This is a genomic window from Hymenobacter cheonanensis (assembly GCF_030581075.1).
Classification (GTDB): Bacteria; Bacteroidota; Bacteroidia; order Cytophagales; family Hymenobacteraceae; genus Hymenobacter.
In genome coordinates, this window is sequence record NZ_JAUQSW010000003.1 from 190870 (window position 1) to 211782 (window position 20913).

Sequence of the window (20913 nt, forward strand, 5' to 3'; positions counted from 1 at the left end):
ATGAGTCCTTCCGACCCTCATTCGTCGCTCGCTGCGCTGCGCCAGCTCAAGGAAATGCTGGATGCGGGCACCATCACGCCCCAGGAGTTCGAAACTCTTAAGCGCCAGATAGTTTTTGGCGCCGAGCCCGCACTGCCCCTCACCTCACCCGCCGATGACGCGCTAGCCCCCACGCCCGCCGTAGTGCCCGAAGAGGCGCCCGAGGCGCTAGCCCCCGAGCCCGAAACTACCCTGGCCGCTTACGATACGGTGGCCCCTAACCCCGCCGAACTGCCGCCCCCGCCGCCCGCTAGCCCCGATTGGCTGGCCGCCGTAGCCCCTACCCTGTTTCCGGCCGACGAGTCTGACCTGCCACCCATCGAAGAGCGCCGCAACCCGCTCAACCTCGTGTTTGCCATTGGCGGCTTGCTGGTGTTTTTGGGCGTAGTGGCTTATCTGCTGATAGGCCGCCCTACCCAGCCCGACGAGCACCTGACCAGCGGCACCCAAACCGCCGCCGACTCCACAGCCGTGGTGCCCGAAGTGGGCCCCCAGGCCGAACAGCTAAACCTGCCGCCCGCCGCCGCGCCCGAAACCGTGCGCGTGGCCCCGGCAGTAATTCCCGCCCCGGCCGCCGGCCAGTTCCGGTCCGATTCGGCAGTGGCTGCGCCAGCGGCTAGCCCTGCCCCGGCTACCAAGGCCCCGGTAGCTGCCCCCGCCAGCCCTGCCACCACGACCATGACTACTGACTCGGCAGCTACTACCAAACCACCCCAGTAGCACAGGCAATGGGTGTTCGTAAGATGATGCTGGGCAGTATGCTAGGTGCAGTAACTCTATTGAGTAGCTGCCTGACCTTATTAAAACCAGCTCACCATTTCTCGGTCAAGAGCGCCGGTCCCGCGCCCGACTACGCCGATAGCGCCACCTGGGCAGCGCTGCCGGGCCACCGTACTGCCGCCCGGCAGCGCCCACCCGGCCTGCCCCGGCCCATTCCTACGCCCGCTGATACGGTGGCCGACGTATTTTACGTGCACCCCACCACCTATTTCTGGCGGCTAGGGTACTGGAATGCACCGATGCGCCTGCGGCGGCTACGCCACTACACCGACCTCACCTGCCTGCGCAATCAGGCCAGCCTCTTCTATGATGTAGGCCGGCTCTACGCGCCGCGCTATCGGCAAGCCACGCTCTACAGCTTTTTCGCGCCCAAAGACCCTAGCGCCCAGCCCGCACTCGACTTGGCTTATGCCGATGTAAAGGCCGCTTTTCGGTACTACCTCGCGCACTACAACCACGGCCGGCCATTTATCCTGGCTAGCCACAGCCAAGGCACTACCCACGCCCAGCGCCTGCTGCATGAGTTGGTCGATGACAACCCGCAGCTGCGCAAGCAGCTGATTGCGGCCTACTTAGTGGGTCGCAAAGTAAAGCCCGACGAATACCAGCACCTGCCCGCCCTGCGCGACTCACTTCAGACCGGCGGCATCATCGGCTGGAATACCGCCACCCGCGGCACCGACTTTGCGCCCTACCACGGCCTGCTCGTCACCAACCCGCTGACTTGGACCCTCGACTCGGCCGCCGCGCCCGCTAGCCTCAACCGGGGCGGCGTGCCCCTCACCTTCAAGCGCATCGACCCGCACGTAACCGGCGCCCAGATTCACCGTGGTCTGCTCTGGGCCGCTGCCCAGCACCCGCCCGGCTACCGCCACCTGCACATTCCCGGCGAAAAGGCGCTGAGCGCCTCCTATCACATTGTCGATTACAACCTATTCTATCTCAACGTGCGCCAGAATGCGCGGGCTAGGGTCCGGGTATGGCTGAAAGCTAACTCTAAGTGAGGCTATTGACTAAGCAGGACCGCAAATACGAAAAGGAAAGGTAAAAACGCTCCTAGCGCGAAGCCGATGAAAGCTTCCCGTTTTTTCGCTAGAAAAATAATAAGTAACACTAAAGTATTTAAAATAACGAATGTCCTCATAGCTGCTATTGACGCTTCGCCTGGAGGATTGTGCAAATTAAAAGCACTTAAAATAATTGCGATACCAGCCAAGGAATCAAGCAAAAACGTAGAGGCCGCCCACACAAACCGTTCTGTTTTGAATGTTGACATGATACTTATGTAATAGGGTCTTCTTAAATAGTGTAGCACAAATAAAAAGCCCGCTGGCACAATGCCAGCGGGCTTTTTTGTTAATTAAAGTCAGGCTACAAACTACGCACCGATGGCTACGCGCTTGAAGTCCGATACCGTCATGCCTTTCGACTCTTTGTCGAGCAACTGGGCGATGGTTAGCGAGTTGTCTTTTACAAATTCCTGGTTCAGCAGGGTATTCTCCTTGTAGAACTTGTTGAGCTTGCCCTGGGCGATTTTCTCCAGCATAGCTTCGGGCTTGCCTTCCGCACGCGCCTGCTCTTTGCCGATTTCGATTTCGCGCTCTACCGTAGCCGAGTCCACACCGTCTTTGTCAACGGCAACGGGCTTCATGGCCACGATTTGCATAGCAACGTCGCGGCCGATAGCAGCTACGTCGGCGCTGCCCACGTTTTTCAGGCCCACGAGTACGCCCTTCTTGTTATCCGAGTGGATGTACGAAGCTACTTTCTCAGCGGTAAGCGTGGTGTAGGTCAGGTCGAGCTTCTCGCCGATTTTGCCGGTCAGCTCGGTGATGTGCTCCTGCACGGTGCGGCCATCGGCTTCTTTGGCAGCTAGCAGGTCTTCCTTGGTGCCCACGTTCGTTTTCACGGCCGTGTCCAGGATTTGCTGTACCAGCGCACGGAAGTCAGCTACTTTAGCTACCGACTCGGTTTCGCAGGCTAGGGCCACCAGTTTGCCGGTAGTGCCATCGGCGCTCACGTTTACCAGTACCAAACCTTCCGAAGTGGCATTATCGGCGCGCTTGTCAGCAATTTTCTGGCCTTGCTTGCGCAGGATGTCGCGGGCGGCTTCGAAGTCGCCATCGGCTTCGGTCAGGGCTTTTTTGCAATCCATCATGCCCGCGCCGGTCATGGTGCGGAGCTTGTTTACGTCTGCGGCGGTGATAGCGGCCATAGTTGTAACAGTGTAACGCGGGCTCTGCGAGCCCGCGAGGTGGTGGGGAAATGAGTTTTTGACTACTTACGCGCGGACCCACGGGGGCCGCGGTATAAAGAAAAAGGGAACTGCCAAGCACTTGCCTCGACCGTTCCCTCTTTCGTCAAGCTTTAAAAGCGGCTTAGGCTTCGGTGTCAGCTTCGGTTTTCTCCGCAATAGCAGCCTCATCAGCTTCTTTGCGGTCAGCATCCTCCTTATCAACCTTACGCTCCGACAGGCCGTCTTCGATAGCCTTGCCAATCACGTTCATGATGAGCTGAATCGACTTCGAGGCGTCATCGTTAGCCGGAATCGGGAATTGCACCAATTCAGGGTTCGAGTTAGTATCTACGATAGCAAAAACCGGAATACCAAGCTTTTGGGCTTCTTTCACGGCAATGTGCTCACGCTTCACGTCCACGATGAACAGGGCGGCGGGCAGGCGGCTCAGGTCGGCAATACCACCCATTACGCGCTCCAGCTTCTCGCGCTCGCGGTTCATCATGAGCTTCTCGCGCTTAGCGAGGGCCGCGAAAGCGGTGTTTTCTTTTACCATCTTGTCGATGGTAGCCATTTTCTTCAGCGACTTGCGGATGGTGGCGAAGTTCGTCAGCATCCCGCCCAGCCAGCGGTCCGTTACGAAAGGCATCTTAAGGCGCTGAGCCTCGGTCTGCACAATCTCCTGGGCCTGCTTTTTGGTGGCTACGAACATGATTTTGCGGCCGCTCTTCGCGATGTTGCGAATAGCATTGGCGGCGTAATCCAGCGAAGCCAGCGTCTTGTTCAGGTCGATAATATGGATGCCGTTCTTCTCCATGAAGATGTACGGCGCCATTTTCGGGTCCCACTTGCGCGTAAGGTGGCCAAAGTGGGCACCCGCGTCAAGCAGTTCTTTATAGGTGGTGGACTGAGCCATGATACTACTACGGTTAAACGATTAGCGCTTAGAGAACTGGAACGAGCGACGAGCTTTGCGCTTGCCGAACTTCTTACGCTCCACCATGCGGGGGTCGCGCGTCATGAAGCCTTCCTTGCGGAGCGACGACTTGATTTCGGCGTTGTCACTCACCAGGGCTTTCGAGATGGCGAGGCGGATGGCCTCAGCCTGGCCGGCGATGCCGCCGCCGCTCACGTTTACCTTGATGTCGTACTGGCCTACCTGCTCGAGGATGGCCAGCGGCTGGTTCACGATGTTCTCCAACAGTTCGTTGGCGAAGTAGGACTTCATGTCCCGGTCGTTGATAGTGATATTCCCTTGCCCGGCCTGCATGTAGATGCGGGCCACCGAGGTTTTTCTTCTACCAGAGGTGTTAGTAGCTGCCATTTAGTGGAAAAATAATGCGGCCAAAATCGGCCGTAAAAGCAATGATTTACAGGTTCTTCAGCTCGTATACGGTGGGCTGCTGGGCCTCGTGCGGGTGCTCGGTGCCGGCGTACACGTACAGGTTGCGGTACTGAGCAGCGCCCAGGCGGTTGCCCTGCAGCATGCCTTTTACGGCGTGCTCAATGGCTTTGCGCGAGTCACGGTTCATCTGCTCGCGCAGGGTGCGCTGCTTCTGGCCGCCGGGGTAGCCCGAGTGCGAGATATACACTTTCTCTTCCATCTTCTTGCCCGTCACGCGCAGCTTGTCGGCGTTGATAACGATTACGTTATCGCCGCAGTCGGAGTTGGGGGTGAACGAAGGCTTGTGCTTGCCACGCAGTACGTTGGCAATTTGGCTGCACACGCGGCCCAGCGGGGCCACGCTGGCGTCGATGATAACCCAGGCTTTCTGGGCGTTGGCCTTGTTGACGTGGGTCGTCTTGAAGCTCAGGTGGTCCATGCGGATTTGGTAAAAATTACCGGCTAAACAATTGACAATAAACCCCAAGCCGGTCGGGCCTGGGGAAAAACGGACACAAAGGTACGAGTTTTCGGGCAGATAACCAAACGCCAGGCAGTTAAAAGCGCCTAGCGATATTCCCGCAGCGTCTCGACCAGCACCCGGAAATCTTTCGGGTAAGGAGCCTCAATGCGGATAGCCTCGCCCGCTAGCCCCGTAAAGCCAAGCTCCTTGGCGTGCAGGGCAAAGCGCTTGATGAACGGCTGCTCGGTTTCGCCCTCTTTCAAGTTGAACTTCTTCTTGAGCGAAGACAGGAAAAAATCCTCGCCGCCGTAGAGGTGGTCGCCCACGATGGGCGTTTCAACATACGCCAGGTGCAGGCGAATCTGGTGCATACGGCCGGTCACGGGCTCGCACTGCACGAGGGCGTGGCGGGCATAGGTTTCGAGCAGCGTGAAGCGCGTTTCGGCGGGCTTGCCCTTATAGGCCAGCCGGGCTTTGCCACTCTTGGTGGTTTCGATATTGCGCTCTACCACAAACTTATCCAGCGGCGGCGCGCCCCAGGTTACGGCGTGGTACACCTTATTCACCTCGCGGTTCTCAAACTGCATCGAAATGTGGCGGTAGGCCTCGGGGTGCTTGGCCAGCACGAGCGCGCCGCTGGTGTCGCGGTCGAGGCGGTGGCCCACCTGAGCATCTTCCGAATATTCGCGGGCTAGCCGCAGCAGGCTGGCTGCTACGCCAATGCGCTCGTCGAGCGTGGACAGGAATGGTGGCTTGTTGACGACGATGTAATCGTCGTTCTCAAACAGGATAAGGTCTTTGAACTTAGGTGGCTTCATGCGAAGCGCAAAGGTACGACGGGTTATAGCGTAAGCTTTGGCTTGCGCTACTTCACCTCCTTGGGCCGGGGTAGCTTAAACTCCATCGTGGTGCCTTCCTGCAACACACTCTTAATGTAGATAGTAGACTTGTGCGCCTCCACAATGTGCTTGCTGATGGCTAGCCCCAGCCCCGAGCCGCCGGCCGCGCGCGAGCGGCTTTTATCGACCCGGTAGAAGCGCTCGAAGATGCGCGCCTGGTGCTCGGGGGCAATGCCGGCGCCATTGTCGCGCACGGCTACGCGTACCCCGTTGCGGCCCGGCGTGAGGGCTACCACTACGTGCCCGCTGTGCGCGCGGCCGTACTTTATGGCATTGTCTATCAGATTGATGAGCACCTGGCGAATGCGGTTGCGGTCAGCAATAACCGGCAGCTCCTGCCCGGCCAGGTGCGGCGGAAACAGCTCCAGCGTAGTGCCGCGCCGCTCGGCCTGCTGCTCCAGCAGCTCAAACAATTCCTGCACCAGGGCCACGAGGTCGAAGCGCTGGCGACGCATCCGAATCACGCCCTTTTCGAGCTGCGAAATCGTGACCAGGTCCTGCACCAGGGCATCGAGGGCGTCGAGACTGGCGGCGGCGCGCTGCAAAAACTTGCGGCGCGTGGCGGGGTCCATCCCCATTTCCTCGTTGTCTTCTTCCTCATCCAGGATGGTGTGCACGAAGCCCTGGGCGGCGAAAAGCGGCGTCTTCAACTCGTGCGATACATCGGCCAGAAACTCGCGGCGCAGCGCCTGCAGGCGCTTCAGCTCATCAAGCTCCTGCTGGCGGCGCTCGGCCATTTCCACTATCTCGTCGCCAATGCGCCGCAGGGGCTCGGGGCGAAATAAGAACTTGTTGCTCAGGCGCTTGAACTCCTTGCGCTTGATGTGCTCCAGGCGCGAGTAGATGCCATTTATCTCCCGGAAAATAAGCGCCTCAAACGCCAGGTACACAAGCAGAAAGCAGGCGGCCACCGTGATGCCGCCCGCCAGAAAGGCCTGGTGCGTGGGCAGCCTGGGCACCCAGTATGTACCCGTGCCGAGCACGCCCGCCACCAGTAGCGCAATAAGTACGGCAATGGTGCGGGAGGAGAGGTTCATGGGAGGCTAGGGTGGGCAAGAAGGGAAGTTAAGACAACGCTCGTCATGCTGAGCCTGCCGAAGCATCTTGCTCGTAGCGTTAGGTTGGTAACCCTAGCGGCACAGGTAAGATGCTTCGGCAAGCTCAGCATGACGAGCGTTGTGCTGCGTATTACCTTAGTCGGCGTTGAACTTATAGCCCACACCCTTAATGGTTTGGATGTGGTGGTCGCCCACTTTTTCGCGCACTTTGCGCACATGCACGTCCACGGTGCGGGCCAGCACAAATACGTCGTTGCCCCAGATGTTTTGCAGCAGCTCATCGCGGCTGAACACCTTGTGCGGCGCGGCGGCCAGAAAGGCCAGCAGCTCAAACTCTTTCTTGGGCAGCGTGATTTTGCGGCCATCCTGGTACACGGCAAAGGCCGTGCGGTCGATGCGCAGGCCGTTGATGTCGATGGCCTCCACGCCGGCGTGGGGGTCCTGGTCGCGGCGCACCACGGCGGCTAGCCGGCTCAGCAACGCCCGGGGCTTAATGGGCTTGGAGAGAAAGTCGTCGGCGCCGGCCTCGAAGGCGGCTACTTCCGAAAACTCTTCGGCGCGGGCCGTGAGGAAGAGTATGTAGGTGTCCTTGAACTTAGGCTGCTCGCGCAGGGCGCGGCAAGTGGCAATGCCGTCGAGATGGGGCATCATCACATCGAGCAGGATGATGTCGGGGCTAAACTCCTGGGCCACGGCCAGGGCCTGCTGGCCGTCGCCAGCCGAGGCAGTGAGGTAGCCTTCTTTCTTAAGGTTAAATTCGAGCAGCTCGACAATATCGGGGTCATCGTCGACTACTAGAATCTTGTAAGTGCCGGCTTTGGCCGACGCTGACTTCTGACTGGTGGGGGTAGCCACGGTGCGGACGCAAAAGGGAGAGAAGCTTTCGCGGTGCAAAATTACCCGCGCCGGGCGGGCCGCCATGTTACGTTTGTGTGATGCCCCGGCGCGGGCTAGCGGGCCATGTTCAGCCGGCTCTTCAGGCCGTCGTACTTGTACATGTCCACCTTCACCGAGCCCACAAACAGCTCGGCCTGGAAGAGGACCGGAATCTTGTTGCGGTCGTCGGAGAGATAAACCTTGATGGCGTCTTCACCCCGGAAAATGCGGTTGTTCGGCATTTTGGGCACCAGTTTCAGCACGTGAATGGCGCCAGCCTTGGTATCAACTACCTCGCGGCCCTTGAAGGTAACGTCCAGATTGAACGTCGATTCGTCGAAGAAGCCACTCATGTGAATGACCTCGCCGGGCTTCATGTGGTCGTAGTTGAGGGTGCGCAGGTAGTAGAAGCCGCTCACGAGTTCCTGCACATTGTTGGGTACCTTGAAGGTGTAGCGAATGGGCTCCTTGGTGTGGGTTTGCAGCACGTTGACGATGTCGTGCGTCTGGTCAAAATCGACGACTTCCTTCTTGCGGTAGGTGCCTTCCTCAATGTCGCGCGAGGAGCGCAGCGGCAGCACGCTGGCCGTGTCGATGTAGGCGCGCCACTGGTCTTTTACATGCAGGAAAAAGTCGAACGAGCCAGTGGTGCGGCCGCTCACGGTGGCTTTGTAGCAAGGGCGGTCGGCCACGCGCTCAAGGCTGCCAGATGTTTCGACTACGGCTTCGGCGGCGTTGAGCACGCCGTAGTGCACCTTATAGCGAATGGTTTCGCCGGCCTTAAAGCTGGCATTGGGCCAGTACCGCACCGGCTCGGCGGTGCCGATAGGCTGGGTCCAGGCAGTGCAGAGTAGAAAAAGCGGAACGAGTAGCCAGCGGTGCATACAAGCAGAAACGAAGACGGGTCGAAAGCAGATTTACAAACGAGATGCCAGCCAGCAAAAGTAAACGCCCCGCGGCCCGCCAAGCGGGCGGCTAAGGTATACAAAAAGCCCCGCTGCAAGGCGCAGCGGGGCTTTTAAAATTCAATTTGCGAAGGGCAGCCTACAGCGTGTCGTCGCCGTCTTCGGGGCCGCTCATGTCCACGGGGATAACGGCGTCGTCGCCCTTGGCCATGGTGCGGATTTTAGCTTCAATCTGGTCGGCTAGCTCGGGGTTGTCGAGTAGCAGCGTTTTCACGGCTTCGCGGCCCTGGCCGATTTTGTTGCCGTCGTAGCTAAACCACGAGCCCGACTTGCCGATGATGCCCATATCGACGCCCAGGTCCACAATCTCGCCGACTTTGGAAATGCCCTGGCCGTAGATGATGTCAAACTCGACCACCTTGAAGGGCGGCGCTACTTTGTTTTTCACCACCTTCACCTTGGTGCGGTTGCCGGTCACGTTGTCCTTGTCTTCCTTGATTTGGCCGATACGACGGATGTCGAGGCGCACCGAAGCGTAGAATTTCAGGGCGTTACCGCCGGTCGTGGTTTCGGGCGAGCCGAACATCACGCCGATTTTCTCGCGCAGCTGGTTGATGAAAATGCAGAGGCAGTTCGTCTTATTAATCGTGCCGGTGAGCTTGCGCAGGGCCTGGCTCATGAGGCGGGCGTGCAGGCCCACTTTCGAGTCGCCCATGTCGCCTTCGAGTTCACCTTTCGGTACTAGGGCCGCCACCGAGTCAATAACGATGATGTCGATGGCACCCGAGCTGATGAGCTGGTCGGCAATTTCGAGGGCTTGCTCGCCGTTGTCGGGCTGGGCAATCAGCAGGTTATCCACGTCGATGCCCAACTTCTTGGCGTAGGTCGGGTCGAAGGCGTGCTCGGCGTCGATGAAGGCGGCGGTGCCACCGGCTTTCTGAGCCTCGGCGATGGCGTGCATCGTGAGCGTAGTCTTACCGCTCGATTCGGGGCCGTAAATCTCGATAACGCGGCCGCGGGGCAGGCCGCCAATGCCGAGGGCAATATCCAGCGACAGCGACCCCGTGCTGATGGCCGGAATGTCGTTCACCTTCTGGTCCGAGAGCTTCATCACGGTACCTTTGCCGAAGGCTTTGTCGAGCTTCTCCATCGTCAGCGCGAGGGCTTTCGCTTTCTCGGCGGCGGGGCTGGAAGGACCGGTTTTGTCAGCTTTATCGACCATTTCTGATTTTTCGGCTTTTTTGGTTGCTAAGGCCATGAAGGGGGAGGGGAAAACTAAAGAGTTGTAAATCTACGGTATTTTGGTTTACCGCACCAAGGCAGAAAAGCAGCGGGCTAGCCCGGCTACCGTTCTGTTTTGCGGCGGCCATTTGTAACGCAACGCACCCCGGTTTTGTGCCGGCAGAGGCGCAAATTTATGGGGAAATTTCTAAAAATTTTAGTTAGCCTTGGGGCTGTGTTGGTTATGGCCGCGCCCGCCCAGGCGCAGCTCGATAATGGAGCATTTGTAATGGCATATCCAGGATGGAGGCCACTGTCTTATACATACCCAGTTGACGGTGCTACTCCAAAGGAAATACAAGCCATAGATTCTGTGGATAGGGTGAGCGCGCGACGAACTTTAGAAAATGAACATCAAGCCGGCGACCTTCGCTTTTCTTTTAAAGCTTTTACTTTCTTCAAGGATAACGAATATTTCAACGATATTGTCGAAGGCTACACGCTATTTGGTACGCAGTTGAATCCACAACTCGTCTATTATCCCACCAAAGACTTACGACTCGAAGCGGGCGTGTTCCTTTGGAAAGACTTTGGCAATCCACAGTTGAGACAAGTACGCCCGACTTTTCGCGCTACTTGGAAAGTCAAAAATAATAGCTTCATTTTTGGTAATATTTATCCCAATCTAAGCCATTTTTACATCGAGCCGCTACTCGATTTTGAAAGGGTGATACTAAAACCATTAGAGGAAGGCTTGCAGTACCGGCTCAACACCAAGCGCGTGTTTCTGGATACCTGGGTCGATTGGCTGAAGCAGGAATACCCGGGCGTGAATTACCAGGAGCAGATTGCGGGCGGCCTCAGCAGCAGCTTCCGCCTGACGGGCGACAATAGCCGGGTGCAGGTGTCCGTGCCGTTTCAGTTTACGGCGCGGCACTTCGGTGGGCAGATTGATACGCTGCACCTGCCCGTGCAAACGCTGCTCAACTACGCCAGTGGCGTGGTGGCTAGGGTGCCGCTGGGCGGCGGCACCTTCCAGGCGGTGCGGCTCAACGCCTACGGTCTACTCTTCGACGACCACTCGTTTTCCAACTATCGCCTGCCCTTTCAAGCGGGTAAGGGCTTGTATATCAACGGCACGCTCGAAACGCGCTACGTGGACCTCATGCTCAGCTACTGGCAGGGGCACCAGTTCTACGCGCCGCTAGGGGGCAGCTATTATCAGTCCATCGCCTCGCGCTACGGCACGCCCGGCTACACCGACGCCGACCGCCGGCTGCTGCTCGTGCGCCTGCTGCGCGACTTCCGCATCTCCGACGCGGCGGCGCTCACGGTCCGCGTCGAGCCGGTGTACGATTTCAACCGCAGCCTGCTCGATTTCTCGTTCGGCTTTTACCTCAATTTCCGGCAGGAGTGGCTGCTCGGCAACGTAGGGCGGCGCGTGCGCGTGGGGCAGTGATAATAAGGGAGTTAGCAGGGAGGAGTAAAGGATTGCCGCCAGGGTAATCCTTTACTCCTCCCTATCGCCGGCGGCCCAGTGGCGCACGAAGTGTAGGATGGGTGGCAGCGGCGGCCGGCTTTCCCAGAAGCTGAGGCGCAGCCAGGCGGGCTGCTCGGGCTTTTCGGGGCCCTGGGGCGTGAAACCCAACGCCCGGGCTACGGCCTGGGCGCGGGCGTTGTCGGCGAAGCAGCGAATGAGCAGGCGCTGGGCCTCCACAGTGCGCCCGAAGCCGAAGCGGCACACGGCGGCCAGGGCCTCGCGGGCGTAGCCGTGGCCCTCGGCCTCGGCGGCCAGGTAGTAGCCGATTTCGGCCTGGCCGTGGCGCTGGGGCATCAGGCAGATGTCGCCGATGTAAGTGCCGGTTTCGCGTAGCCAGATGCCGAGCACGTAGAAGCGGCCCGTGTGCCAGTCGTCGGCAAAGGCGGCGAGCTGGGCCGGCGCCGCGGCCAGGGTCGGCACGGCCCGCAGGCGGTCGGGAAAGGAGTTTTTGAGGCGCTCCCGGCTCTGGTCGAGCAGGGTAAAAAACGCCTGGGCATCGGTCGGCTCGTAGGGGCGGAGCAGCAGGCGGTTGGTTTCGAACACTGGGAAAAGGAGTTGAAAGAAGCGGCACCGCCAGAAAACAATAATCCTGCCGAAGGGCCGAAATTGCCAAGCTGCGCTAAGCAGATGCTTGCCAGGCCGGAAGCAGATGCGCGCAGTACGAAGATAAAAAAACAGCCCCTGCCAGGCACTGAAGAAGCCTGCCTGCGCAGATAACTTCTTCAGTGCCAGGCAGGGGCTAGCCGAACCTGCGGTGGACCCAGCTTGCAGCTCAGGCGGCGTACTGCCGGGGGCTGCCCAAGGCCTGCTGGGTGCGCATCACGTTCACCTGGCGGGCGGCCTCGTTGAAGAATTCGAGGCGCCGAATCAGCATTTCCTTGGTGAAAACCCGGCCCTCGGGCGTGCGCATGATAGACGTTTTGTCGGCCAGCACGCGCTGCATGGCGGCCAGCGTCTGGTCCTCGTGCTTCATAAACTGCTGCTGAAACTCGGCTAGCCGCGCCACGCCGGTAGCCGTGAGCTGAAAGTGCTCGCCGGCGCCTTGGTTCAGTACTTCGCACAGCACGTAGACCTCAATAGGCAGGCTGGTTTCGAGCGAGGTGGTGCGCAGGTCGAGGCCGGCGGCCAGCGCGTCGAGGATGATGCGCACGTTGCGCTCAAATTGCTGGTAGTAAGCTTGGGCTTCCAACTTAGTTGAGTTATGAGTTAGAAGTTATGAATTATGAGTCGGGACTGAAATGAGGGCTGGCAGCAACTCATACCTTCTAACTCATAATTCATAACTCAATTAAAGTAGTTCTTTGATAATCTGCTCTACGGTGGCGCCTTCGGCCTCAGCCTTGAAGTTGCGCACAATGCGGTGGCGCAGAATGGGCAAAGCTACGGCGCGCACGTCTTCAATATCGGGCGAGTACTTGCCGGTGAGCAGCGCATTGCACTTGGCCGCCACTATCAGGTACTGGCTGGCGCGGGGGCCGGCGCCCCACTCCAGCAACTGCTGGGCGCGCGGCGCGGTGCGGGCCGTGTTGGGGCGGGTTTTGTGCACGAGGCCCACGGCGTATTCCACTACGTTGTCGGCCACGGGCACGCGGCGCACCAGGGCCTGGTAGGCCTGAATATCAGCCGAATGCAGCACCTTGCCCACAGTAGGCTTGCGGTCGGAAGTAGTGTTTTTCACGATGTTCAGCTCCTCCTCGTAGCTCGGGTACCCTAGCTGAATATTGAACATAAACCGGTCGAGCTGGGCCTCAGGCAGCGGGTAGGTGCCTTCCTGCTCAATGGGGTTTTGGGTGGCTAGCACGAAAAACGGCCGCGCCAGCGGGTAGCGCTGGCCGGCCACCGTCACGGCATATTCCTGCATACTTTCGAGCAGGGCAGCCTGGGTTTTGGGCGGCGTGCGGTTGATTTCGTCGGCCAGGATGATATTGGCGAAAATCGGCCCTTTCACAAACTGAAAATCGCGCTGCTGCGTCAGTGTCTCCGAGCCCACAATATCGCTCGGCATCAGGTCGGGCGTAAACTGGATGCGGTTGAACGACAAGTCGAGCGAGTCGGCAATCGTTTGGATGAGCAGCGTTTTGGCTAGCCCTGGCACGCCCACCAGCAGGCAGTGGCCCTGCGCAAACACGGCCGTGAGCACCAGGCGCACTACCTCGTCCTGCCCCACGATGACCTTGCCGATTTCCTGCCGCAGCTGCTGATAAGCTGCTTTCAGCGAGTCGGCCGCTTCCTTATCGTTTTGAAATTGCGCCATTATCTAACAGATATTATAAACACTAGACCGTCATGCTGAGCAAAGCGAAGCATCTCGCTCGTATCGTTGGGTGGCTACCCTAGCGGTGCGAGCGAGATGCTTCGCTTTGCTCAGCATGACGGTCTACTTACTACTAAATTCTTTATTGCTCGGTACTGGCCGTCAGCACTTTGCACTGGGCGTACTCGGGTGAAACCTCCAGGTACACGGTGTCGCGGTTTTTCTCGTACCAGTCGTCGAGGGCCTTGCTTTTCTTTTGGCTCAGCGCGGCCTGCGATATTTTCTGGTAGTCATCGAGCAGGTTGGCCTGGTGGGGCGGGGTGTTGCTCTTGAGGTAGAGAATGCGCATGGCGTCCTTGCCATCGTCGGTGCGGTAGGGCATGGGCGGGGTAATGTGGCCCACCTTCATGGTATCGATAATAAAGAAGATGGCCGGGTCGAGCTTATCGAGCGGCAGGCGGGTGCCGCCATCCTGGCGGTTGGCCAGCAGGCCCCCGTTGGCAGCCGTCATTTTGTCGGTGCTGAATTCCTTGGCGGCTTTGGCGAAGGAAATGCTGTCCTTCAAAATCTGGGCGCGGATGCGCGTGAGCTTGGTAGCCGCCACGCTGGCGTCGGCCGTGCCGGTGACCGGCTTCAGCAAAATATGGCGCGTGGAGTACGAATCACCTTTACGCTCAATGAATTGAATAAGGTGAAAGCCAAACTGCGACTCCACTACCGGCGACATTTGGCCAGGCTCCAGCTTGCGCGAAGCGGCCTCGTATTCGGGCACCAGCTCGCCTTTTTTGAAGTAGCCCAGATAGCCGCCCTGCGCCCCCGAGCCGGGGTCCTGCGAGTACTGCTTGGCCAGGGCCTCAAAGCTCTCACCGGCCAGCACGCGGGCGCGCAGGTCGTTGAGCTGGGCAATGGCGGCCTGCTTGGCCGCATCGTTCACCTGCGCCGGAATCACAATCTGGCCCACTTCAACCTCGGTCGAGAAGTACGGGATGCTGTCCTTGGGCACCCGGTCGAAGTATTCCTTCACTTCGCGGGGCGTCACGGCTACTTTACCCGAAATCTGCTCCTGCATTTTTTGCTGCACCAGCTGGTCGTGCACCTGGCCGCGCAGGTCCTCCTTGAGCACGCGCACCGGCTTGTTGTACATCTCCTCCAGCTTTTTCTCCGAGCCTACCTGCTGCACAAAATAGTTCATGCGGCGGTCAAGCTCGCCGTTCACCTGCTGGTCGGTCACGGTCACGGAGTCAACTTCCGCACGGGCAATCATCAGCTTGTTGAGCACCAGGCTCTGCACGATTTTGCAGCGCAGGTCGGGCGGCAGGGGCTTGCCCTGGGCGCGGGCCGCTTCCTGGGCCATAATGCCCTCAATATCGGAGCGCAGAATAATCTGATTGTCAACCTTTACCGCAATGCCGTCGAGCAGCTGCTGGCCCACCGGGCGGCTAATGCCGAGCTGGGCATGGCTAGCGTGCGGCAGGGCCAAAAAGGCTCCCAGAACAACTACTGAAAGGGCGGATAAGCGCCGGGCGATACGTTGCATAGAATAAAGAGGCACGGGGCAGGCCAAATGGTTGCCGCCCGCCCGCTGATAACGTGAAACAGCGGGCAGAAAATTCGGCGGCCCGCCTAGTAAAGGCACTTATTTGGTCACGAGCTTGCTCACCTCGTCCTCGTTTACTTTAACGGGGTACTGCTGGCGCAATTGCTCAATCCACTGCTTTTCGAGGTAGTTCTGGTAGTCGCTGGTCGCCTGGCCGCGGGCGTCGCCCAGGGCCTTGGGGCCGGCGGGCAGGCTCTGCTTCACCACCACGGCGTAGTAGCGGCCATCGCGCTGGGCGGTGTAGGTGCCGGCCGGGCGCGTAAAGTAGTCGTCCATCACCTTATTGTCGCCCTTCTGGAAGGTTCGCTGCTGAATCTGCACCGCCAGGGGGTTCTGCTGGTTCAGGCTGGCTTCGAGGGCAGCGGTCGAATTGCTGAAAAACGCAATGCGGGTATCGCCAGTGGCCGTAGTGGCCGCGCCGACGGGGGCCGCCGTGAGGCGACGACGCTCAATTTTGCCGGTTTTGGCCAGGTAGTCGAGGGCAGCCGTGGTGCGCTGGCGGGCTAGGGCCGCGCTTTCGCCCCGGCGAATGTGGCCGGCTACGGTTACAGTAAGGGCCGTATCCTGGCTGAGGCGGCGGGCCACGTCGTCGAGCACCGCCGGGCCGTTGCTATTGGCGGGCGTGGCCGTGCCGGGGTTGAAGTGCACGAGGGCCGAGCCCGCCTTGCCGGCTACCGGGTAGCGGCTGGCCTTTAGCTCGCGCTGGGCGCGGGCCAGCACCTGGGGCGAGGCGGCCGAAATAACCGTGCCCCGCACCCGTTGCCCAAACTGGTAGTTGGCCTGGTTGGCCAGGAAAAACTTGCGCAGGCCGGCGGTGTCCTCAATTGCCTTGCTCCATACCTTTTCGTCCATCAGCTGGAAGAGCAGAATACCGTCGCGGTATTCCTGCACGAGCATGCGGTAGTCTTCGTACTTGGTGGGCAGGCTAGCCTTCTCAAAGTCGGTCAGGCTCTGGTCCACGTACTGGTCGTAGAGCTGCTGCATGGCAAACTCGGGCTGCGCGGTGGGGCGCGGGCGCTGGTTTTGCTGCGCAAAGGTCAGGAAGTCAGCCACTGTGTAGGGCTTGTTCATGATGGTGAACAACGGCAGCTTGTCGCCGCCCGCATTCTTGGTCGCTTTCGAAGCTTTGGCGCCGCTGGCCGTCATGGTAGCGGGGTCAAACTTGTAGCGGCCTTTCACCAGGGCCGTATCGGCCTGGCGGAAAGCCAGGGCCTTGGCCGCCGGAATCTCTACAAACTGGTCTTCCTGGCGAATGCGCTTGAGAAAGGCCGCGCGGTTCAGCTCCGAGCGCGAGTCCTTGCCCACCTTGCTCTTGAGCGTGGGCTCCATGGCGGCGAAGGGGGCCAGGGGCTGCTTCTCAATCAGCTTGATGATGTGCCAGCCGTAGGGCGTTTGCACCGGGGCCGAGATGTCGCCGGGCTTTTGCAGCTTAAAAGCAACTTCCTCAAACGACGGAATCATGCGGCCCGTGCCGAAGGGCGGCAGCTCGCCGCCATTGGGCGCCGAGCCGGCATCTTCCGAAAACTGGGCCACGAGCTTGTTCCAGTTTTCGCCCTTGCGCAGGCGGGCGTAGAGCTCGTCTATTTTTTTGTGGGCGGCCACCGAGTCGGCGCGGGGTGCCTGGGGCGTTACGCGCACCATGAGGTGGGCCACTTTTATTTCGCCCTGGGCGGCACGGCGGTCGTTTACCTTAATAATATGGTAGCCGAAGCGCGTGCGAATGGGCTGGCTGACCTGCCCCACCGGGGTGCGGTAGGCGGCCGTTTCGAACGGATACACCATTTGCATGGCCGTGAAGTAGCCAAGCTTGCCGCCGTTCTCCTTGGCCGAGGGGTCTTCGCTGGTAGTGCTGGCCACCGTGCCAAAGTCCTCGCCACTGGTCACGCGCTGGCGCAGGGCCATCACTTTCTGGTACGCGGCCAGGGTGTCGGCCGGGGCGGCGTCGGGGGCCACGCGCACGAGAATGTGTGAGGCATTGACCTCCTGGCCCATGCGGTCGTAGGCTTCGCGCACCAGCTGGTCGGTCACGCCCTTCTCGGTGAGGTAGGGCAGGGCTAGCTGCTGCCGGTAGCCATCTAGCTCGCGCCGAAACGCCTGGGTGGTATCGAGGCCGTGCTTTTCGGCATCGAGCACCTTGAGGCGAAAGTTGGTGTAGAGCGTAAGGTAGTCGGTAACGCTGGCGCGGGTGCCATAGTCGGCGGCCGTGCTGTTGTTTTTCTTGTACACGTAGGCAAACTCGCGGGCCGAAACCGGGTAGGTACCCAGGGTTTCGATGGCGGGGCCGGCCGCTACCGGCGTGCCCAGGGCCTGGCTAGCGGGGGTAGTGGTGGTGGCGGTAGGCTTGCTGGTTTGGCAGGCAGCCAGCTGCAGGAGCGTGGCGGCAGCCGCACCGGCCAACGGAAGGCGGGAGTGCATAGAGGAAGAAAGGAATCGGCCAGAAGAGCGGGTAGAGACAACGCGCAACGCTTCAGGCACAATACTGGTGCAATTTTACGAATAAAACCCTGCCTGAAGTGTGTTGGCACCCAGCCGGGCGGCCGGGCGCGTGGGCGCCCGGCCGCAGCTAGCCCCAAAAACAGCGGGCGAACGACCCCTGGTGCCGTTCGCCCGCTGCGAAATAGTGGTCTGGCGCTACGTAAACGGCCACTAAGTAAGAATCTTGCTCAGGTGGCACACCGTGTGCGAATTGCGCTCGAAGAACTCAACCTGGTCCATGATGCGCGACACCAGGGCCATGCCCATGCCCCCCTTGCGGCCCTGCTGAATGTAGGCGCGCAGGTCGGGGTTAGCCACCTTGCCGGGCGGCAAAAAGAGCGTATTGCCGTGGTCCTCAATCTCGATGTCCAGGTTTGGGCCGGCCAGCACCAGCAGCAGGTCCAAGAACTGCGTGGTATCCTCCCCGTTGGCGTGAATAATAAAATTGGCTACTACCTCATCTACCGCCAGCACTACCTGGTTCACTACCAGTTCGCTGCGGTGCGCACTCAGCAAAAAGCCGCGCACAAAGTCGCGCACCTGCTGAAGGTTCTGGCGCGAGCAGCTAATGCGAATGCGGTCTTGCATGGGAGGGGAAACGAGAGGCAGGGGCTGCTGGGCGCTAGCGGGCCTGCCGGGCGCAATTAGGCGGCGAGGGCCGCCTGCTCGGTCGGCACGATAGTCATGAGGGAATCGAGGCCGAGAATTTCGAATACGTTGAAAACCTTTTCCTGCATATTGTAGAAAACCAATTTAACGTTGGAGTCCTGCAAGCGCTGCAAGTGCGAGATGAAAACGCCCAGGCCGGCTGAAGAAATATAGCTAAGACGCTGGCAGTCTATAAGAACCTTCTTGTAATTGAGCAGCTCGGGCTTGTTAAGCTCGGTATCCAGCACTACTGCGGAGGAAGCGTCGAGCTCGCCATCCAGCAAGAGCGTAAGGGTAGTATCGGCGGGTTGAGCGGTTACTTTCATAATAGGCCCCATACGGTGGGGCTAGCCTTGGGGTTGGGCCGACTTGAATTTGATAACGAGCAGGGTTTGGTCGTCGTGCAGGGGCAGGCCTTTGCTAAACTCCTGCACATCCTGGCGGATATGCTGGTTGATTTCCTCGGCCGACTGGTAGAACGACTCGCTCAGCATCTGGGCCAGGCGCTCCTCGCCATACTCGTCGCCGCTGGCATTGCGGGCCTCCAGAATGCCGTCGGTATAAATCACCATCACATCGCCGGGGTTGTAGTCCCAGAACTGGTTTTTGATGTGACGGCCGTAGCTGCCATCGCGCAGAATACCCAGGCCCAGGCCATCGCTGCGGAAGTAGCTAACCTCTTCCTTAATAGAGTGGTAGTAGAGCGTATGGCAGTGCCCGGCGCGGGCAAAGCTGAAGCCCCCGGCCTCGTAGTCAATCAAGTAAAACGAAGCCGTGATAAACGACGAGCGCTCCAGGCAGTGAGTCAGTGCCTCGTTGGCCTTCATCATAAACCGATGCGGGTCGGGGTAGCGGTCGCGGTCCTTCTTGGCCAGGGGGTTGGGCTGCATGAGGGCATGGAAAATCCCCTTCATCTGGGCCGTGTGGAAGGCGGCCGTCACGCCCTTGCCCGACACATCGCCGATGAGCACGGCCAGCTGCTGGCCCGGCAGGTGCAGAAAGTCGTAGAAATCACCGCCTACTTCCTTGGCCGCCTGCGCGTAGGTGCTGATTTCAAACCAGTTGTCGGTAGGCAGGTGCTTCGGAATGAGGCGCTCCTGCACCAGGGCCGCAATGCGCAGCTCGTCCTGCGCGCTTTGGTTGATGCGGGCTTCCTGGGCTAGCTGCAGGTTTTCGAGGCTCAGCACCGTTTGGGTGGTGAAGGTGTGCAGGATGCTCAGGTCTTCGGGGTCGAAGCCGGCCTGCTCCTTTTTCAGCAGCACCAGTACCCCGTAGTCGTGCGTGGGGCTGTGCAGCGAGAGCACCGCCGCCGAGCCGTAGCGCTGGCTAAGACCCGGCAGGCGCTGCGAGCGCAGCAAGTCGTTGTCGGTAATTTCGGCTTGCCCCTCGGGTAGCAGGCTGGGCAGCAGCGTTTGCAGCGTGGCGAGGTCGGCGGCGGCCAGCTCGTGGGTGAGGGCGGCGGGCAGCGGCCCCGCCTGCTCGGTGGGCTGCAGCTGGGCATCGAGCCAGGCGGCATCGGCCCGGATGGTTTGCACGGCCGAAGTAAAAAGCGCCTGATAAATTTCGGGAGCCGTTTGGCCACGCTGAATAATCTGGCTCAGCTGCTGCAGGCTCAGGATTTCGGCCCGCCGCTGCTCATACACGTCGGCAATGGGCAGGTTGAAGAGCGTAACCAGCAGGCCCGCCACGGCATAGAAAACCGCGAAAAAGGACGTCAGCACCAGAAAGGCCTGCTGCGTAGGCGGCGCCAGCAAAATGGGGTCGGCCTGCGCCCCGCGTAGGTACTGCAAAAACAGCACTAGAAACCCCAGCACCCCTAGCTGCAGCAGAATAGCCTGAATTTTTTGCCCCTGGCTCAGGTAGGCTACCCAGCGCTGATGCCCGCTCAGGTACACGCCAAACAGGCACAGGGCCGTAATAACGCCCACCCGCAGGTAATCGGGCGCCTGCCACACAAACAGCTGAAATAAGAGCGCGAACCCTAGCAGCAGCTCGAAGGCCGTCCACTCGCGCCGGAGCCGGGAGTTGCCCCGGAAATTGACCAGCGAGCGCCAGATGTAAAGCGTTTGGGCCAGCAGAATAATGAACAGCGCCAGGCTAATGGTGTAGCCCACGGCGGCCGTTGTATCGCCCGGCAGGGGCAGCTGGCGCGCGGCCGTAAGCTGCCCAAACGTTTGAACACCTACGAGCAGCGCCGTGAGCACCAGCCCGCGCCAAAAGAGGCGCCGAAGCAGCGGCAAAAAGCCGTGGCCCACCAGCGGGTTGGGCTGCAGGCGGGCGTAGAGAAATACGCTGGCCGCAAAGCCACCCTGCGCCAGCAGCAATAGCCAGCGCGGCCAGTCGGCAGGCAGGCCGAGCACAGTGCGGCCCTGGCTGAGCGTGCTCAGCAGCAGCAGCAGCCAGCAGCCGGCAGCAATACCTAGCAGCCACACCGAACGGCGAAATTTGGGCATAGAATAAAAGTAAAAGCCAGGCGCAGCGGTACCCTAGTCCGCCAGCTTTATTGCCCAGCCAAAAAAAGACAAAGCGCAAAACTAC

General features: G+C 59.9%; 21 protein-coding genes. 3 read left to right on the forward strand and 18 right to left on the reverse strand.

The annotated features are described in order from the left end of the window. A complete protein-coding gene (locus tag Q5H89_RS07185; RefSeq protein ID WP_305018606.1) occupies positions 1-759 on the forward strand; it encodes an SHOCT domain-containing protein in 759 nt (252 codons plus the stop codon). 59 nt (positions 760-818) lie between these two features. After that, positions 819-1823, forward strand: coding sequence for a DUF3089 domain-containing protein (locus tag Q5H89_RS07190; RefSeq protein WP_305018607.1), 1005 nt, complete (start codon positions 819-821; stop codon positions 1821-1823). A 2-nt stretch (positions 1824-1825) separates the two neighbouring features. Here the strand turns inward: Q5H89_RS07190 and Q5H89_RS07195 are convergent, their stop codons facing one another. The 10 genes from Q5H89_RS07195 to recA all read right to left on the reverse strand — a co-directional run bounded on the left by Q5H89_RS07195 (position 1826) and on the right by recA (position 9862). After that, positions 1826-2095 (reverse strand): hypothetical protein, encoded by a 270-nt coding sequence (locus Q5H89_RS07195; RefSeq protein ID WP_305018608.1) that lies wholly within the window; start codon positions 2093-2095, stop codon positions 1826-1828. A 102-nt stretch (positions 2096-2197) separates the two neighbouring features. Next, complete coding sequence (gene tsf / locus Q5H89_RS07200) at positions 2198-3034, reverse strand: translation elongation factor Ts (RefSeq protein ID WP_305018609.1); 837 nt, start codon at positions 3032-3034, stop codon at positions 2198-2200. 163 nt (positions 3035-3197) lie between these two features. Beyond that, a complete protein-coding gene (gene rpsB / locus Q5H89_RS07205; protein WP_305018610.1) occupies positions 3198-3971 on the reverse strand; it encodes a 30S ribosomal protein S2 in 774 nt (257 codons plus the stop codon). Between the two features lie 21 nt (positions 3972-3992). Then, the gene (gene rpsI / locus Q5H89_RS07210; RefSeq protein WP_305018611.1) at positions 3993-4379 is read right to left on the reverse strand and encodes a 30S ribosomal protein S9; all 387 of its coding nucleotides are present in this window, start codon (positions 4377-4379) and stop codon (positions 3993-3995) included. A gap of 46 nt (positions 4380-4425) precedes the next feature. Further along, entirely contained in the window at positions 4426-4878 is a 453-nt protein-coding gene (gene rplM, locus Q5H89_RS07215; RefSeq protein ID WP_305018612.1) for a 50S ribosomal protein L13, read from the reverse strand. A 128-nt stretch (positions 4879-5006) separates the two neighbouring features. Further along, entirely contained in the window at positions 5007-5720 is a 714-nt protein-coding gene (locus Q5H89_RS07220) for an RluA family pseudouridine synthase (protein ID WP_305018613.1), read from the reverse strand. A 47-nt stretch (positions 5721-5767) separates the two neighbouring features. Beyond that, positions 5768-6838, reverse strand: coding sequence for a sensor histidine kinase (locus tag Q5H89_RS07225; RefSeq protein WP_305018614.1), 1071 nt, complete (start codon positions 6836-6838; stop codon positions 5768-5770). A gap of 156 nt (positions 6839-6994) precedes the next feature. After that, complete coding sequence (locus Q5H89_RS07230; RefSeq protein WP_305018615.1) at positions 6995-7714, reverse strand: response regulator transcription factor; 720 nt, start codon at positions 7712-7714, stop codon at positions 6995-6997. 95 nt (positions 7715-7809) lie between these two features. Next, the gene (locus tag Q5H89_RS07235) at positions 7810-8619 is read right to left on the reverse strand and encodes a DUF3108 domain-containing protein (protein ID WP_305018616.1); all 810 of its coding nucleotides are present in this window, start codon (positions 8617-8619) and stop codon (positions 7810-7812) included. A gap of 160 nt (positions 8620-8779) precedes the next feature. Continuing rightward, positions 8780-9862 (reverse strand): recombinase RecA, encoded by a 1083-nt coding sequence (gene recA, locus Q5H89_RS07240; RefSeq protein WP_254244286.1) that lies wholly within the window; start codon positions 9860-9862, stop codon positions 8780-8782. A 726-nt stretch (positions 9863-10588) separates the two neighbouring features. Here recA and Q5H89_RS07245 point away from each other — a divergent pair. Further along, entirely contained in the window at positions 10589-11320 is a 732-nt protein-coding gene (locus Q5H89_RS07245; RefSeq protein ID WP_305018617.1) for a hypothetical protein, read from the forward strand. Positions 11321-11371: 51 nt separating this feature from the next. Here the strand turns inward: Q5H89_RS07245 and Q5H89_RS07250 are convergent, their stop codons facing one another. From Q5H89_RS07250 to Q5H89_RS07285, 8 genes are all read right to left on the reverse strand, one after another. Continuing rightward, the gene (locus Q5H89_RS07250) at positions 11372-11944 is read right to left on the reverse strand and encodes a GNAT family N-acetyltransferase (protein ID WP_305018618.1); all 573 of its coding nucleotides are present in this window, start codon (positions 11942-11944) and stop codon (positions 11372-11374) included. Between the two features lie 229 nt (positions 11945-12173). Continuing rightward, positions 12174-12590: a hypothetical protein gene (locus Q5H89_RS07255; protein ID WP_305018619.1), complete on the reverse strand. Its 417-nt coding sequence runs from the start codon at positions 12588-12590 to the stop codon at positions 12174-12176. Positions 12591-12689: 99 nt separating this feature from the next. Further along, complete coding sequence (locus tag Q5H89_RS07260; protein ID WP_305018620.1) at positions 12690-13655, reverse strand: AAA family ATPase; 966 nt, start codon at positions 13653-13655, stop codon at positions 12690-12692. Positions 13656-13797: 142 nt separating this feature from the next. Next, a complete protein-coding gene (locus Q5H89_RS07265) occupies positions 13798-15192 on the reverse strand; it encodes a peptidylprolyl isomerase (protein WP_305018621.1) in 1395 nt (464 codons plus the stop codon). A gap of 99 nt (positions 15193-15291) precedes the next feature. Beyond that, positions 15292-17667 carry a peptidylprolyl isomerase gene (locus Q5H89_RS07270; protein WP_305018622.1) on the reverse strand — a complete coding sequence of 792 codons (2376 nt, stop codon included), beginning with the start codon at positions 17665-17667 and terminating at the stop codon, positions 15292-15294. 231 nt (positions 17668-17898) lie between these two features. After that, positions 17899-18315 (reverse strand): ATP-binding protein, encoded by a 417-nt coding sequence (locus tag Q5H89_RS07275; RefSeq protein WP_305018623.1) that lies wholly within the window; start codon positions 18313-18315, stop codon positions 17899-17901. Between the two features lie 56 nt (positions 18316-18371). Next, on the reverse strand, positions 18372-18701 hold the full coding sequence (locus Q5H89_RS07280) for an STAS domain-containing protein (protein WP_305018624.1): 330 nt from the start codon (positions 18699-18701) through the stop codon (positions 18372-18374). 21 nt (positions 18702-18722) lie between these two features. Next, positions 18723-20828 carry a PP2C family protein-serine/threonine phosphatase gene (locus Q5H89_RS07285; RefSeq protein ID WP_305018625.1) on the reverse strand — a complete coding sequence of 702 codons (2106 nt, stop codon included), beginning with the start codon at positions 20826-20828 and terminating at the stop codon, positions 18723-18725. Between the last annotated feature and the right edge of the window lie 85 nt (positions 20829-20913).

What these genes read in the sequence shown, in the direction of transcription:
- Q5H89_RS07185 (WP_305018606.1), top strand. Translation starts at nt 1, where the DNA reads ATGAGTCCTTCCGACCCTCATTCGTCGCTCGCTGCGCTGCGCCAGCTC.
- Q5H89_RS07195 (WP_305018608.1), bottom strand. Translation starts at nt 2,095, where the DNA reads ATGTCAACATTCAAAACAGAACGGTTTGTGTGGGCGGCCTCTACGTTT.
- tsf (WP_305018609.1), bottom strand. Translation starts at nt 3,034, where the DNA reads ATGGCCGCTATCACCGCCGCAGACGTAAACAAGCTCCGCACCATGACC.
- rpsB (WP_305018610.1), bottom strand. Translation starts at nt 3,971, where the DNA reads ATGGCTCAGTCCACCACCTATAAAGAACTGCTTGACGCGGGTGCCCAC.
- rpsI (WP_305018611.1), bottom strand. Translation starts at nt 4,379, where the DNA reads ATGGCAGCTACTAACACCTCTGGTAGAAGAAAAACCTCGGTGGCCCGC.
- rplM (WP_305018612.1), bottom strand. Translation starts at nt 4,878, where the DNA reads ATGGACCACCTGAGCTTCAAGACGACCCACGTCAACAAGGCCAACGCC.
- Q5H89_RS07220 (WP_305018613.1), bottom strand. Translation starts at nt 5,720, where the DNA reads ATGAAGCCACCTAAGTTCAAAGACCTTATCCTGTTTGAGAACGACGAT.
- Q5H89_RS07225 (WP_305018614.1), bottom strand. Translation starts at nt 6,838, where the DNA reads ATGAACCTCTCCTCCCGCACCATTGCCGTACTTATTGCGCTACTGGTG.
- Q5H89_RS07235 (WP_305018616.1), bottom strand. Translation starts at nt 8,619, where the DNA reads ATGCACCGCTGGCTACTCGTTCCGCTTTTTCTACTCTGCACTGCCTGG.
- recA (WP_254244286.1), bottom strand. Translation starts at nt 9,862, where the DNA reads ATGGTCGATAAAGCTGACAAAACCGGTCCTTCCAGCCCCGCCGCCGAG.
- Q5H89_RS07260 (WP_305018620.1), bottom strand. Translation starts at nt 13,655, where the DNA reads ATGGCGCAATTTCAAAACGATAAGGAAGCGGCCGACTCGCTGAAAGCA.
- Q5H89_RS07265 (WP_305018621.1), bottom strand. Translation starts at nt 15,192, where the DNA reads ATGCAACGTATCGCCCGGCGCTTATCCGCCCTTTCAGTAGTTGTTCTG.
- Q5H89_RS07270 (WP_305018622.1), bottom strand. Translation starts at nt 17,667, where the DNA reads ATGCACTCCCGCCTTCCGTTGGCCGGTGCGGCTGCCGCCACGCTCCTG.
- Q5H89_RS07275 (WP_305018623.1), bottom strand. Translation starts at nt 18,315, where the DNA reads ATGCAAGACCGCATTCGCATTAGCTGCTCGCGCCAGAACCTTCAGCAG.
- Q5H89_RS07280 (WP_305018624.1), bottom strand. Translation starts at nt 18,701, where the DNA reads ATGAAAGTAACCGCTCAACCCGCCGATACTACCCTTACGCTCTTGCTG.
- Q5H89_RS07285 (WP_305018625.1), bottom strand. Translation starts at nt 20,828, where the DNA reads ATGCCCAAATTTCGCCGTTCGGTGTGGCTGCTAGGTATTGCTGCCGGC.